The following is a 14,896-nucleotide window of genomic DNA, read 5'->3' on the forward strand; positions in this document are numbered from 1 at the left end:
ACGGCCAGAATGCCGCACCGGGTACCGCTCAGGCACCCTCTATGTTCCCTCGGAGTGGCGTCATGCACATCAGCAAGCCTGCCGGCCCTTTGCCGGCGCCCGTTCCCTTTTACCGTCAGCTGTATTTCCAGGTGGTGGTGGCGATCGTCCTGGGCGCCCTGCTGGGCCACTTCGAGCCGGCGTTTGCCGAAAGCCTCAAGCCGCTGGGCGATGCCTTCATCAAGCTGGTGAAGATGATCATCGCCCCGGTGATCTTCCTGACCATCGTCACCGGCATCGCCGGCATGACCCACCTCAAGACGGTGGGCCGGGTCTTCGCCAAGTCGATGACCTACTTCCTGTTCTTCTCCACGCTGGCATTGATCGTGGGCATGATCGTGGCGCACGTGGTGCAGCCCGGCGCCGGCATGAACATCAACCCGGCCGAGCTGGATCAGAGCGCGGTCAACACCTACGTGCAGAAATCGCACGAGCTGAGCCTGGTCGGCTTCCTGATGGACATCATCCCGGCCACGCTGATCAGCGCGTTCGTCGATGGCAACATCCTGCAGGTGCTGTTCGTGGCGGTGCTGTTCGGGATCGCGCTGGCCCTGGTCGGCGAACGCGGCCGCCCGGTGCTGAGCTTTCTGGAGGCGCTGACGGCGCCGGTGTTCCGCCTGGTGCATATGCTGATGAAGGCCGCGCCGATCGGCGCGTTCGGTGCGATCGCCTTCACCATCGGCAAGTACGGGGTGGACTCGTTGGTCAATCTGGCCTGGCTGGTGGGTTCGTTTTACCTGACCTCGCTGTTCTTCGTGCTGGTGATCCTGGGCATCGTCTGCCGTCTGTGCGGCTTTTCGGTACTCAAGCTGATCCGCTATCTCAAGGCCGAGTTGCTGCTGGTACTGGGCACTTCGTCGTCGGAGTCGGCGCTGCCGTCGCTGATGGAGAAGATGGAAAAGGCCGGCTGCGAGAAGTCGGTGGTGGGCCTGGTGGTGCCGACCGGCTACTCGTTCAATCTGGATGGCACCAACATCTACATGACCCTGGCCGCATTGTTCATCGCCCAGGCCACCAACGTGGACCTGAGCCTGGGCCAGCAGATCACTCTGCTGGCGGTGGCGATGCTCAGCTCCAAGGGCGCGGCCGGCGTGACCGGCGCCGGCTTCATCACCCTGGCGGCCACGCTGTCGGTGGTGCCGGACGTGCCGGTGGCCGGCATGGCGCTGATCCTGGGCGTGGACCGCTTCATGAGCGAGTGCCGCTCGCTGACCAACTTCATCGGCAACGCGGTGGCCACCGTGGTGGTGTCGCGCTGGGAAAATGCGCTGGACCGCGATCAGCTCAAGCTGGTGCTGGATGGCGGCTCGCCGCCGCTGCAGGCGCCGGTGGCCTCGACCGACGTCGTCGCCCCGATCAGCGCACGCTGATGCTTCCTACGGCCCTGTATTCCGTCGGCGTTGCCGGCGGGATACAGGGCCGTTTTCGCTTCTAGCCAAAACTGGCCGCGGCGCACGACGCGTTGCAGCATGCGATCTTCCTGCCGCGCCGACAGCTGCGCGACAGGCCCTTGTTCAGGCAGGAGGGTAGAATTCAGACCTCCTGCGCCTTCGAGACCCACACAGCCGATGTCCAACGACGACTTCAAACAGGCCGCCCTCGACTACCACCGCCAGCAGCCGGCCGGCAAGATCAAGGTCACCGCGACCAAGCCGATGCTGACCCAGCGCGATCTGTCGCTGGCGTATTCGCCGGGCGTGGCCTTCGCGTGCGAGGCGATCGTCGAGGAACCCACCCAGGCCAGCGAGCTCACCGCGCGCGGCAATCTGGTGGCGGTGATCACCAATGGCACCGCGGTGCTGGGCCTGGGCAACATCGGCCCGCTGGCCTCCAAGCCGGTGATGGAAGGCAAGGGCGTGCTGTTCCAGAAGTTCGCCGGCATCGACGTGTTCGACATCGAGATCAACGAGAACGACCCGGACAAGCTGGTCGACATCATTGCCAGCCTGGAGCCGACCTTCGGCGGCATCAATCTGGAAGACATCAAGGCGCCGGAGTGCTTCATCGTCGAGCGCAAGCTGCGCGAGCGCATGAACATCCCGGTGTTCCATGACGACCAGCACGGCACCGCGATCATCGTCGGCGCCGCGGTGCTCAACGCGCTGGTGGTCACCGGCAAGAAGATCGAAGAGGTCAAGCTGGCCACCACCGGCATGGGCGCGGCCGGCATCTCCTGCGTCAACATGCTGGTCTCGCTTGGCCTGAAGCCGGAGAACATCCTGGCGCTGGACCGCGATGGGGTGATCCACACCGGCCGTACCGACCTGGACCCGGACAAGCAGCGCTACGCGCGCGACACCGACAAGCGCACCCTGGCCGAAATCGTCGAGGGGGCGGACATCTTCCTGGGCCTGTCGGCGGCCGGCATCCTCAAGCCGGAGATGGTTGCCAGCATGGCGCGCCAGCCGGTGATCTTCGCGCTGGCCAATCCCAACCCGGAAATCACCCCGGAAGCGGCCAAGGCGGTGCGTCCGGATTGCATCATCGGCACCGGCCGTTCGGACTACCCGAACCAGATCAACAACGTGCTGTGCTTCCCGTATCTGTTCCGCGGCGCGCTGGACGTGGGCGCCACCGGAATCAACGAAGACATGAAGATCGCCTGCGTCAAGGCGATCGCGGCGATGGCGCGGCGCGAGGCCTCCGACCTGGGCGCGGCCTACGGCGGCGAAACCCCGAGTTTCGGCCCGGAATACCTGATTCCGCGTCCGCTGGACCCGCGCCTGCTGGTGGAGCTGTCGTCCGCCGTCGCGCAGGCGGCGATGGATTCGGGCGTGGCCACGCGCCCGATCACCGACATGGAGGCCTATCGCGACAAGCTCGGCCAGTTCGTCTACCGCACCAGCCTGATGATGAAGCCGGTCTATGACCGCGCGCGCGCCGACAAGCAGCGCGTGGTCTATGCCGAGGGCGAAGAGGAAGTGGTGCTGCGCGCGGTGCAGAACGTGGTCGACGAAGGCCTGGCGTTTCCGATCCTGATCGGCCGCCCGGATGTCATCGAGGCGCGCATCGAGCGCATGGGTCTGCGCCTGACCGCCGGTGTGGACTTCGAGATCACCAATATCCTCGACGATCCCCGCTTCAACGAATACTGGCAGTACTACCACGCGCTCACCGAGCGTCGCGGCGTGACCGACACCGCCGCCAAGGAACTGATGCGCTCGCGTCCGACCCTGATCGCGGCGGTGATGGTGGCGCGTGGCGAAGCCGATGCGATGCTGTCCGGTGTGGTCGGCCGCTTCCACAAGAAGCTGGGCTACGCACGCAGCGTGATTCCGCTGGAACCGCGGGTGAGCTCCACCTCGGCGATGACCGGCGTGATCAACCAGCTGGGCGTGTTCTTCTTCCTGGACACGCATGTGCAGGAAGACCCGACCGTGGAGCAGGTGGTCGAAGCGACGCTGCAGGCCGCGTATCGCCTCAAGCTGTTCGGCATCGAGCCCAACATCGCGCTGCTGTCGCACTCCAACTTCGGCAGCCACGACTCGCGCGATGCGCTGAAGATGCGCCAGGTGCGCGAGGCCCTGCTCAAGCGCAAGCCCGAGCTCAACATCGACGGCGAGATGCAGGGCGACACCGCCTGGGACGAGGCGCTGCGCAAGCAGATCATGCCCAACAGCACGCTCAAGGGCCGCGCCAACCTGTTCGTGCTGCCGAACCTGGAGGCCGCCAACATCGCCTACAACCTGGTGCGCGTGTTCACCGACGGCGTGGCGATCGGCCCGATCCTGATGGGCATCTCCAAGCCGGTGCATATCCTCACCACCAGCGCCACCTCGCGCAGGGTGATGAACATGACCGCGATCGCCGCGGTGGATGCGCAGATCCGCCGGCAGCGCGATGCCGAGAAGGGCGCCAGCGAAAAATAATAGCGGTTGAGATTCTGCCACCGGCAAAACCCCGAAACCCTGCCCGCCAGCGGCACCAGACACACCGCTGCAACGCCCCTCTCCCCCCGGGGCGACAAGGCACTGCTTGCGCGCGACTGGCGCGCGTGCCTTGAAGCGCCCGCGCCGCAAGCGCGGGCCGGGGCGCGGAGCGGGGGGGGGGGGTGAGGGTACGGCTTACCAGCGCTGCTGACGTTGCAGTGAAACCCTACTCCGGCAGCAGTCGCGAATCCGCCGATTGCGTGAGCCAGTGCCTGCATCCTGCAGTCACCTGCCTCCAGACAAGCAGCGCCATCAGCGATGCGAGACCTCCGCTTCAACGCACCGCAGGCTCCGCCGCCAACAATTCGATCTCCGCCAGCTGCAGTTTGGCAGGCGCGCTGAATCGCAACCGATACTCCGCATACGCACCAGGGGAGGCAATGCGAAACGGCCGCGTCTGCAACGGCCAGTCAAACGTTTCCTCATGGCGCTGATCGACGACCTCCCACGCACCACCGGCCGCACGCGCTTCCAAGGTCCATCCACTCGCCGCAATCGCCGCATTGCCGCTAGTCAGGGTGTAGAGGATCGGCGTGCCGCGCGCCATGCCGCTGAACGTCAGCGCCGATGCCGGTGCGACTGAAGCGACCGTCCCCGCATCGTCGTCATGCAGTGCGGCGACATCGCCACCATCGGCCGGCGTGATGCGCGCCGTGTCTCCGAGTACATCGTGCAACGGGGCAGGGCGTTCCCCTGCAGGCGTCAGCGACGGCGGCGCATCGTCCGGCCCGGTGCCCCAGCGCGAGGGTGCCGGCCCCATCACGAAGTCCAGCGTCGCACCCTTGGCGATGTCTGCATGCGGCAACCAGGTCTTGCGCCAGGGCTTGCCGTTGAGCCTGAGCGATTGCACGTACACGTTCTGCGGCGAATTCTGTGGCGCGTTGACCGTCAGCGTCCGGCCACCGGGTAGACGCACGCTGGCATGCTTGAACAGCGGAGAGCCGATCACATAGTCCGGCGTGCCCATGCGCAACGGATACAACCCCATTGCTGCGAACAGATACCACGCCGACATTTCGCCGTTGTCCTCATCGCCGGGATAGCCCTGGCCGATCTCGCTGCCCAGGTACAGGCGCGCCAGGATCTCGCGGGTCAGGCGTTGCGTCTTCCATGGCTGCCCGGCGTACAGATACATCCACGGAATGTGGTGCGCGGTCTGGTTGCTGTGCGCATACATGCCCATGCGCACATCGCGCGCTTCGGTCATCTCGTGAATGGTGGTGCCGTAAGAGCCGGCGAAGCTGGCCTCGGCGGTCTCGGGGGTAGCGAAGAACGTATCCAGTTTGGCTGCCAGGCCCGCGCGCCCTCCATACAGCGCGGCCAGGCCTTGCCCATCGTGCGGTGCGGTGAACGCAAACGTCCAGCCGCTGGATTCGGTGTAATCGTGGCCCCAGACGCGCGGATCGTACCGTGCCGCGTCCACGCGCCAGGTGCCGTCCGGTGTACGGCCCTGGAAGAACCCGATCGCCGGATCGAACAGTGCCGAATAGCCCGCCGCGCGGTGACGAAAATACAAAGCCTCGGTCGCGTAACGCTCGCGCGCCGCGGCTGTTTTCGCCTGCGTGGCCAGCGCATCGGCCATGTTGGCGATACCGAAGTCGTTGAGCGCGCCTTCCATCGACCACGACATGCCTTCGTGCGTGTCGGTATCGGCGTAACCGCGAAAGGTCGAACGCGCCATGCCCTTGCGGCCGACATGCCTGTCGGGCGCCACCACGGTGGCGTTCTTGCGTGCGGCAACATACGCCTCGACCGGATCGAAGCCCTGCACGCCCTTGAGCCAGGCATCGGCGAAGGCCACGTCGGAACTGGTGCCGACCATCAGATCGGCATAGCCGGGCGACGACCAGCGCGCCACCCAGCCGCCCGCGCGCGACTGCTCCAGAAAGCCTTGTACCAGCGCACCGGCATCGTCGGGCGCGAACAAGGCGTACGCCGGCCACGCAGTGCGAAAGGTGTCCCACAATCCGTTATTGACGTAGACCCGGCCATCGCGGATGGGCGCAAAGCTGCGCACCGCGCTGCCATCGATGTTGTCGTCCGACCAGCTGCTCTGGCTGGCGTAACGCCAGTCCGGTGCGCCGGCGCTGCCGACATTCTCATGCCCGGAGTTGGGATACAGGTGCAGTCGGTACAGGTTGGAATACAGCGTGGTCTTCTGATCGGCCGTGGCGTCGGGCACGTCCAGGCGCCCCAGCAACGCATCCCAGGCCTGCTGCGCCCGCGCGGCGACCTGCTCGAACGTTGCCTGGGGCGCGATTTCCAGTGCCAGGTTGTGCCTGGCCTGATCGAGCGAGATCAGCGAAGTGGCAATACGCATCTGCACCTGCCGGCTGCTGCCTGCATCGAACTTGATCCAGCCGGTGGGCCGGCCGGTGTCGCTCAGGCCGCTGGTTTTCCACGGCGTGTCGAAGCTGGCATAGACATACATGCGCGTGGCCCCGGTCGATAGCCCGCTACGCACGTCGGTGTAGCCGCAGAGCGTCTGCGTTGCCGCATCCAGGCGCAGCCCGCCGCGCGCGTCCACGTTGTCGAACACCAGATTGGCATCGCCCTGCGCCGGGAAGCGAAAGCGGAACAGCGCGGCATGGTCGGTCGGTGCGATCTCGGCGTGGATCCCGTTGTCCAACTGCACCGCGTAGCGATAGGGGCGCGCAGTTTCGTTGGCATGCGAAAACGCCAGCGCACGCTGTTTGCGATCGGCTGGCGGCACGCCGGCGGCCAGCGACGGCATCACCTGAAAGGTCTGGCGGTCGCCCATCCACGGGCTGGGCTGGTGGCTGAGCGACAACGCCTGCAGGCGCGGGCGATTGTCCGTGTCGTTATGTTCGTTCCAGCGATACAGCCAGGTCAGCGTGCCCGCATCGGTCACCGGCGTCCAGAAGTTGAAGCCATGCGGCACGGCCGTTGCAGGAAAATTATTGCCGCGCGAGAAGGTGCCATTGGATTGCGTGCCGCGCGTGGTCAGCACCCAATCCGACGGATGCGTTGCCGGCGTCAGCGGTACATCGGCAAGCGCGATATCGTCGATCCAACCGGTACTGGCCGCGCCTGCGGGCGGCGCAACGTCCAGCTCGATCGCACGCACATGGCGCCCACGCAGACCGGGCACCTCGCCCAGCCGCACCGCCTTGCGCGCCCATTGCTGCGGATACAGCGTCTTCGACTCGCCTTGCGCCTGCGCAGCCAGCGCGACGCCATGCTGATCCCGCGCAGCGCTGGCAGACACGCGCGTGCCGTCGTCCAGCAGCAGATCCAGGGACACATAGGTCGACGCCACATGCTCGCCGCCCACACTTTCCGGCAATATCAGCCACGACAGCGTCGTATCGGCACCGATCGGGACATCGGCGGTAAACAGGGTGCGCCGCCCACCAGCGGCATGACTTTGATACCGCAAGGCATGCGCACCGCTGTAGCCGGCGTTGGGCTTGGCCGCATACGGCGCGGCCGGGCCGGTACCGATGGCAATCTGCACATCGCCTGCCGCCGCGCTCACCGGCAACGGTTGCCCGGGCTCGAACGAACTCGAAAACCCGATTGCCGCGCTCACCGACAGCGGCGCAGCGCAGCCCAGGGCGACAACCAGCCGGAGCCACAGCTCACGCGGGTGCAACAGCACAACAGACGAGGTCACGTGGCGATGTCTCCTTGGGTGCGATACCGCAGGGCAGGTCCGGCCGAGTGCTGCGGGCGATCCGGACACGGGGCGCAGGCGCGGGGCGGTGCGCCATGGTCAGGCGATGATAAGCGCGATGTCCGGGTGGGGTGGCCTGGCGCTGCCGGACCGGCAAGGCCGCGGCCCTGCCGGACCTGCCGCATCTCTCGAGGTTGCCGGTGCCCGCGCTGGCGCCGAGACCACCCCCACCCGAACCGGCATCGCCCGCTCAATGGGCCGATCACCGCGCAGGCTGCTAGAATCCGCGCTCTGCCTTTGCCTCTACGATCGTGCCGCCATGAGCCAGACCGCCACCGCGCCCGCCAATGCCGAATCGCGCTACACCGTGCATCGCAGCGATCTGCCGCTGAGCTGCCCGACGCCGCAGATGGCGTTGTGGAACTCGCATCCGCGCGTATACCTGCCGATCGAAGACGAGCCCAACTGCGAAGCCAAGTGCCCGTACTGCGGCGCGCTGTTCGTGCTCGCCGACTGATCCTGGCCGGATGCACCGCCTGACCGTGGTGCAACTGCTGCCGGCGCTGCAGTCCGGCGGCGTCGAGCGCTCCACCCTGGAAATCGCCGCCGCGCTGGTGCGCGCCGGCCACCGCGCGGTGGTGGTGTCGGCCGGCGGTCGCCTGGTCCAGCCGCTGCTGGAGGCGGGCGGCGAACATCTGACCCTGGACATCGGGCGCAAGTCGCTGCTGACCTTGCGCCACGTGATCGGCCTGCGCCGGCTGTTCGCCGAACTGGGCGCCGACATCGTGCATGCGCGTTCGCGCCTGCCAGCCTGGCTGGGCTGGTACGCGTTGCGCGGCATGCCGCCAGCCACGCGGCCGCGCTTTGTCACCACCGTGCACGGGCTCAACTCGCCCAGCCGCTACAGCGCGGTGATGACCTACGGCGAGCGGGTGATCTGCGTGTCGCAGACGGTGCGCGAGTACGTCTGCACGCACTATCCGCAGACCGACAGCGCGCGCTTGCGCACGATACCGCGCGGTGTCGATATCGCGCAGTTTCCGCGTCGCCCGCATCCGGATCGCCGCGCGCGCACCTGGGCACAGGGCATGCTGCCCGGCTTGCCGGCCGATGCACCACTGCTGCTGCTGCCCGGGCGCGGCACCCGCCTGAAGGGGCACACCGACGGTCTGCAACTGCTCGCCGACGTGCGCGCTGCCGGCGTGCCGGCCTGGTTGTGGCTGCCGGGCGCGCGCGAGCCGGGCCGCGAGGCCTATCTGCGCGAGCTGGAAGCCGAGGCCACCAGGCTGGGCGTGGCCGAGGCGGTCGCCTTCACCGAACCCACCGCACGCATCGCCGAGGCCTATGCCGCCAGCGATCTGGTGCTGCAGCTGTCGCGCAAACCCGAGGCCTTCGGCCGCACCGTGGTGGAGGCCTTGTCGGTGGGCCGGCCAGTGCTGGGGTGGGCGCATGGCGGCGTCGGCGAACTGCTGGCCGAGTTGCAACCCGGCGGCGCGGTGCCGGCCTTCGATGCCGCTGCCTTGCGCACCCAGGCGCTTCATTTGCTGCAGCAGGCGCCGACAGCGCCCGCCGTGCTTCCCTACACGTTGCAGGCCATGCAAGCGGCCACCCTGAAGGTCTATGACGAACTCCGCCGCTGAGGCCATCCCCTCCGCGTCCGTGCTGACGCCCGATGCCGGTCGCTGGGCGCCGCTGTGGGTGATCCTGTTCGTGGCGCTGTGGCCCACGCCCGGGCTAGCCGAGACGGTGTTGTCGCTGGGCGCGCTGTTTGCGGCGTATCGCCTGCTGCATGCGCGGTTCCGCGGCGGCACCCGGCTGCTCAGCGGTGCGGCCTGGGCGCTGACCAGCGTGTTGTTCTTCGCGTACTGGTTGCCGCAGATGCTGTCGGCGTTCGATGCGGTGGACGTTGGGCGCGCGCTGCGCAAGGCGGCCACCGATCTGCGCTATCTGCCTTTCATGTGGTTGTGCGCGATCGCGGTGGCCAATGCGCAGCGGCGTCGGCGCACCTTCACCGGCCTGGCGGTGATCGGCGCGGTGTGGACGCTGGATGCGCTGCTGCAGGCCGCGTTCGGCAACAGCCCGTTGTTCTTCGGCCTGGATCAGATCAAGCAGCTGATCAGCGGGCATGGCCTGTGCACGCCGCAGGAGCTGGCCCTGGTCGACCGCCTCAGCGGCGTGCTGGGGCCGTGCAACCTCAAGTTCGGCCAGACCCTGGCCAGCCTGTCGCCCTTCCTGTTGCTGGCGCTGGGCCGGCGCCATGCCTGGGCCTGGGCAGGCGCTGCGGCGGCGGTCGGGGTGGTGTTGGTGCTGGCGGGTTCGCGGGCGTCGTGGATCACCTACGGCGTGATCGTGCTGCTGTCCGGCTGGCAGTTACTGGGTGGCCGTCGTCTGCTGGGAGTGGCGCTGATCGGCGCGCTGCTGGCGGCCGGCGTGGTGGCGGTGGCGCCGCAGGCGCGCGAGCGGATCCAGCGCACCGCCCTGGCCTTCGGCGACGGCGAGCAGGGCGTCGACCAGGCCCTGTCCGGGCGTGCGCAGATCTGGGGCGCGGCGTTGTGCATGATCCGCGCGCATCCGCTCAATGGCGTGGGCGCACGCGGATTTCGGCAGGCCTACCCGGCCTGCAATCCGGCCCCCGCGCAGGCGCCGGCATGGGGCGACGGGCCGGCCTTCCATGCGCACCAGATCGTGCTGGAAATCCTGGCCGAAACCGGGGTGATCGGTTTGCTGCTGTGGCTGGCCGGTGCGGCCCAGGCCTGGCGCGCGTGGCGCTATTCCAGCCTGGCCGCGCGCGCGCAGGCACGCCCGGCAATGATCGCGCTGGTGGCAACCGTGTTCCCGCTCAATACGCATCTGGCGTTCTATTCCAGCTTCTGGGGCGGGCTGAGCCTGATGCTGGCCGGCCTGTATGCCGGTGCCTTGCTCAACGACGACGCAGATCAGCCGCCGCCGCGCTGACTCGCCGCACATCCGTGCGCTGCTGCGGCTGCACGCAGCGCAGGCGTGAGACCCGCCGACATCAGCGATAGAATGCGCTGCGCCCGCCCGGCTGGCGCTTGAAGCGCCGATGGATCCACAGGTACTGGTCCGGCGCCTCGCGCACCATGTCCTCGATCGCCGCATTGACCTGCGCGGTATCGGCGATCACATCGTCGGAGGGGATGTCTGCCAGCGGCGGCGCGATCTTGAGGATGTAGCGGCCACCTTCGCGCCGATGGAAGTACGGCACCACCGCGCAGCCGGTCAGCCGCGCCAACTGGTGGGTGGCGGTGATGGTGGAGGCCGGATGCCCGAAGAACGGCACGAACACGGTGTCCTTGCCGCGCATGTCCTGATCCGGCGCGTACCACAGGAAACCGCCGCGCTTGAGGTGCTTGATGGTGGCGCGCAGATCCTCGTTGGCGAACATGTGCGTGGCATAGCGCAGCCGCCCGCGCTTGACCGCCCACTCGAACACCGGGTTGCGATGCCTGCGGTACATGCCGGCCAGCGGCACGTAATCGCATAGCAGCCGCCCGCACATCTCCAGCGTCATGAAGTGGCCGGACACCAGCAACACGCCGCGCTTTTGTTCCTGCAGACGCTGCAGATGTTCCAGCCCTTCGACCTGCACGCCCGGCCGGATGGCATCGATGCTGCCCCACCAGGCACGCGCGAATTCGAACAGGCCCACGCCCAGCGCATCGAAACTGTCGCGCAACAGCCGCGCCCGCCAGGCATCGTCCTGTTCGGGAAAACACAGCGTGAGGTTGACCTCGGCAGCGCGCCGACGCGTGCCGGCCAGGCGCATCGCGATCCAGCCCACGCCACGGCCGAGCGCGCGCTGCAGCGTCCAGGGCAGGCGTCCGGCGATCACCATGACGGCAAGGGCCAGATACATCGGCCAGTGCCTGGGGTTGCGCAGGGAAGGGCGGACAGCGACGTTGGCGGGTTCGGACATGCGTCAATTCTAAGGGATCATGCGCGCGCGGCAGCGTGCACATGCGCATGCCGCAACGCTCCCGTATCCTGCAGCGATGCGGAAAGACCCGATCGAATGGCTGTTGCGCGGACTGTACTCGGCGCTGTTGTACCTGTTGCTGCCGGTGACGGTGTACCACCTGGTGTGGCGCGGTTTTCGCGTGCGCGAGTACTTCAACCGCTGGAACGAGCGCTATGCCTCCTACACGCATGCCTGCGGTCGCCCGCGCGTATGGGTGCATGCGGTGTCGGTGGGCGAGGTCAATGCCGCCGCGCCGCTGGTCAACGCCTTGCGCGCGCAGCGTCCGGATATCCGCTGGGTCATCACCACCATCACCCCCACCGGCTCCGAGCGCGTGCGCGCGGTCTGGGGCGATGCGGTGGACCACGTGTATCTGCCCTACGACGTGCCCGGCAGCGTCGGCCGGTTCCTGGAGCATTTCCGCCCGCGCCTGGCGTTGATCCTGGAAACCGAACTGTGGCCGAACATGTTGTTCGGCTGCCGCGACCGCAGGATTCCGGTGTACATCCTCAATGCGCGGCTGTCGGCGCGCTCGCTGCGTGGCTATCGCCTGCTGGCGCCGTTGATCAGCCGCGCGCTGCGCAGCGTCACCTGCGTGGCCGCGCAGTCGCACGACGATGCCGAACGCTTCATCACGCTGGGTGCGCGGCCCGACCAGGTGATCGCACTGGGCAATCTCAAATTCGATATCGCCGCGCCTGCGCAGTTGCAGGCGCTGGTCGCGCAGTTCCATACGCATGTGCCGGCAACGCGGCCGGTGTGGATTGCCGCCAGCACGCACGAAGGCGAGGAAGCAGCCGTGGCCGACATCCATGCGCGCCTGCTGCTGCAGTTTCCTGACCTGCTGATGTTATGGGCGCCGCGCCACCCGGAGCGCTTTCCCAAGGTCGAGGCCGTGGCGCGCGAGCGTGGCTGGGCCGTGTCCACGCGCAAGAGCCAGCAATGGCCGCAGGCGCGCGACAAGGTATTCGTCATCGATACGCTGGGTGAGCTGATGAGCTTCTACGCCTGCGCACAGGTCGCCTTCGTCGGCGGCAGTCTGCAGCCGATCGGCGGGCACAATCTGCTCGAACCGGCAGCAGTCGGCACGCCGGCAGTCACCGGCCCACATCTGCACAATTTCTCGGAGATTTCGCGGCGCATGCGCGAGGCTGATGCAGTGGCCATCTGTGACGATGCCGACAGCGTCTACCACGATCTTGCGCGCCTGCTCGGCGACCCTGCCCAGCGCGAGGCGATGGCTGCAGCAGGGCTGGCCTTGGTCGCCAATGGCAAGGGCGCGGTGGCGCGGACGCTGGTGCAGATCGCGCCGGACCTGCCACCGGTGGTGAGCGAGGGCGCGGCGTCCTGAGGATGTCACTGCGCCTGCACTGCAGCGTTGCAGTGCAGGCGCAGTCACGCTAATGCGCGTCATCCAACGACCTTGGAGTGCCAACAGACGTGGCGATCGCGCAGTCGTGTTATCAGCCGCTTTGGGCGTCATCTGGAGAGTCTCAAGCCGTATTGGTCGAGCGTGCGGTGCTCTCGCCGCTCGCGGGACACGCCGTGAATCCGTCCGTGGAGGCTCGGTGGCGGCATCCATGCCGCCGCACGGTCCCGCAACCGGCGAGGACACCGTACCAGAGAGTTAGCCGGTTGCTTTGTTGAAATTGCTTGCAAACCTGCACACCGACCATCACGACTGGTCCTTGCCCGTTCACCGTCGCGGGACCTGACGCGGCATGGAGGCCGCTTAAGAGCTTACAAGGACGTACTTGCAGCGTGTCCCGCGATGGCAGGCGGGCAAGGGCCCTGCAGCCAAGTCGCAGATCAGCTGCGAATGCCGCAGTCATCGCAGGGATCGCACGCAGCCAGGTACGCGCGTGCATCGGACATAAAAAAGGCGGGCCTGCGCCCGCCTTTTTAGTTACCTATCCGACCGCATTACCGCAGCGAGCCACTGCCCTGCAGCTTGGACTCGGCATCCTGCGACAGCAGGCGATTCACGTCCTGCAGGTCGGTGATGTCGAGCTTGCCGATCGCCTGGCCCAGCAGCAGACGGTTCTGCAGGAAGTTGTAGCGCGACTGCGCGTAGTTCAACTGCGCCTGGAACAAGGTGCGCTGGTTCTGCACCACGTCCAGCACGGTGCGCGTACCGACTTCCAGACCCACCTGCGAGGCGTCGTATGCGGCCTGTGCGGAGACCACGGCCAGGCGGCGTGCTTCCACTTCGCTGATGCCGGCGACCACGGTCTGGTAGGCATTGCGCGTGTTGCGATCCAGCGCGCGCTTCTGCTGCTCGTAGGTGTCCTGCTGGATATCGCGCTGCGAGAGTGCCTGACGTACTGCGGACTGCGTTGCGCCGCCGGCAAAGATTGGAATTGACACGCTGATGCCGATCGAGTCGGTATCGATGTCGCGGCCTTGGGTCGTAAACACACCGCTTTCCGCAGCCCCTGTGCCCCAGCTATTGCTGCGTCCCACGCTGCCGGTCAGATTGACTGTGGGCAAATGGCCGGCACGTGCCGCGGTGATGCTGGCCTCGGCCGCGCTCACCTGCAATTGCTGCGCCTTCAACGCCGGGTTGTCTGCGATCGCGGTCGCCACCAACTTGTCGACGTCACTGTAGGCGGCAGGCACCTCGGGGCGAAATTCTTCTGGCAGTGCACGTAGACCAACTACCGGCTGGCCGGTCAACTCGGTGAGTGCCTGGTAATAGTCCTTCAGCGTGTTGCGGGCGTTGATCGTATCTGCACGCGCCTGGTCGTACTGAGCGCGCGCTTCATGCACGTCGGTGATCGGGGCCAGGCCCACTTCCAGGCGTTTGTCGGCGTAGTCGAACTGCTTCTTGGCTGCGGCTTCGTTGGTCTCTGCAGCCGCCAGCGACTCGATGCCCACCAGGACCTGGAAATACGCCGCCGAGGTGCGGGTGATCAGGTCGTTATTGGCAGATGCCAGTGTGAAGTCGGCTGCCCTTGCAACTTCGCGCTGCGCGCGCAGGTTTGAGAACTGCGCCCAATTGAAGATCGTCTGAGAGCCTTGGATTTGGCTGGAGCGCGACGAGGTGGTGATGCGGCCATCTTGGCCTTCGATTTCGCGGTGGGATTTACTGTAGTCGTAAGCACCGTTGAGCTGCGGCAACAACGCCGCACGCGCCTGCACCTGACCTTCCCGATTGACCAGGCGGGTGGACTCGGCCACTGCCAGCTGCGGATCGCCGTTGCGGGCCATTTCGTAGACCTGCAGCAGATCGGTGGCGTTCGCAGCCATCGGAGACAGGGCGGCGGCCAGCGCCAGGACGAGGGATCGGCGGATCATCGGGGAAGCTTCCTT

The 14,896-nt window shown here is 66.9% G+C and carries 9 protein-coding genes; 6 read left to right on the forward strand and 3 right to left on the reverse strand.

Annotation, left to right across the window (positions count from 1 at the left end; translation table 11 throughout):
• Positions 1 to 62 precede the first annotated feature (62 nt).
• Both XARJCFBP2528_RS11055 and XARJCFBP2528_RS11060 read left to right on the forward strand, forming a co-directional pair.
• Positions 63 to 1,409 (forward strand): dicarboxylate/amino acid:cation symporter, encoded by a 1,347-nt coding sequence (locus XARJCFBP2528_RS11055; RefSeq protein ID WP_047124707.1) that lies wholly within the window; start codon positions 63 to 65, stop codon positions 1,407 to 1,409.
• Positions 1,410 to 1,607: 198 nt separating this feature from the next.
• On the forward strand, positions 1,608 to 3,908 hold the full coding sequence (locus tag XARJCFBP2528_RS11060) for an NADP-dependent malic enzyme (protein ID WP_047124708.1): 2,301 nt from the start codon (positions 1,608 to 1,610) through the stop codon (positions 3,906 to 3,908).
• Between the two features lie 334 nt (positions 3,909 to 4,242).
• On the opposite strand, the gene XARJCFBP2528_RS11065 is transcribed toward XARJCFBP2528_RS11060, so the two are convergent.
• A complete protein-coding gene (locus XARJCFBP2528_RS11065) occupies positions 4,243 to 7,605 on the reverse strand; it encodes a GH92 family glycosyl hydrolase (protein ID WP_047124709.1) in 3,363 nt (1,120 codons plus the stop codon).
• Between the two features lie 319 nt (positions 7,606 to 7,924).
• Here XARJCFBP2528_RS11065 and XARJCFBP2528_RS11070 point away from each other — a divergent pair, with 319 nt between their 5' ends.
• The 3 genes from XARJCFBP2528_RS11070 to XARJCFBP2528_RS11080 are packed head-to-tail and all read left to right on the forward strand — an operon-like array spanning position 7,925 to position 10,560.
• Positions 7,925 to 8,122 (forward strand): zinc-finger domain-containing protein, encoded by a 198-nt coding sequence (locus XARJCFBP2528_RS11070; RefSeq protein WP_016902555.1) that lies wholly within the window; start codon positions 7,925 to 7,927, stop codon positions 8,120 to 8,122.
• Positions 8,123 to 8,132: 10 nt separating this feature from the next.
• Complete coding sequence (locus XARJCFBP2528_RS11075) at positions 8,133 to 9,245, forward strand: glycosyltransferase (RefSeq protein WP_016902556.1); 1,113 nt, start codon at positions 8,133 to 8,135, stop codon at positions 9,243 to 9,245.
• Positions 9,226 to 10,560: an O-antigen ligase family protein gene (locus tag XARJCFBP2528_RS11080; RefSeq protein WP_016902557.1), complete on the forward strand. Its 1,335-nt coding sequence runs from the start codon at positions 9,226 to 9,228 to the stop codon at positions 10,558 to 10,560. The genes XARJCFBP2528_RS11075 and XARJCFBP2528_RS11080 overlap by 20 nt, the downstream gene beginning before the upstream one ends.
• Before the next feature lie 61 nt (positions 10,561 to 10,621).
• Here the strand turns inward: XARJCFBP2528_RS11080 and XARJCFBP2528_RS11085 are convergent, their stop codons facing one another.
• Positions 10,622 to 11,542 carry an LpxL/LpxP family Kdo(2)-lipid IV(A) lauroyl/palmitoleoyl acyltransferase gene (locus XARJCFBP2528_RS11085; RefSeq protein WP_026064336.1) on the reverse strand — a complete coding sequence of 307 codons (921 nt, stop codon included), beginning with the start codon at positions 11,540 to 11,542 and terminating at the stop codon, positions 10,622 to 10,624.
• A gap of 76 nt (positions 11,543 to 11,618) precedes the next feature.
• Here XARJCFBP2528_RS11085 and waaA point away from each other — a divergent pair, with 76 nt between their 5' ends.
• Positions 11,619 to 12,935, forward strand: a complete 1,317-nt coding sequence (waaA, locus tag XARJCFBP2528_RS11090) for a lipid IV(A) 3-deoxy-D-manno-octulosonic acid transferase (protein WP_039514563.1) — start codon at positions 11,619 to 11,621, stop codon at positions 12,933 to 12,935.
• Between the two features lie 572 nt (positions 12,936 to 13,507).
• On the opposite strand, the gene XARJCFBP2528_RS11095 is transcribed toward waaA, so the two are convergent.
• Complete coding sequence (locus XARJCFBP2528_RS11095) at positions 13,508 to 14,881, reverse strand: TolC family outer membrane protein (RefSeq protein WP_016902560.1); 1,374 nt, start codon at positions 14,879 to 14,881, stop codon at positions 13,508 to 13,510.
• Between the last annotated feature and the right edge of the window lie 15 nt (positions 14,882 to 14,896).

It is taken from the genome of Xanthomonas arboricola pv. juglandis, from assembly GCF_001013475.1.
In the GTDB taxonomy this organism is placed as follows: Bacteria; Pseudomonadota; Gammaproteobacteria; order Xanthomonadales; family Xanthomonadaceae; genus Xanthomonas; species Xanthomonas arboricola.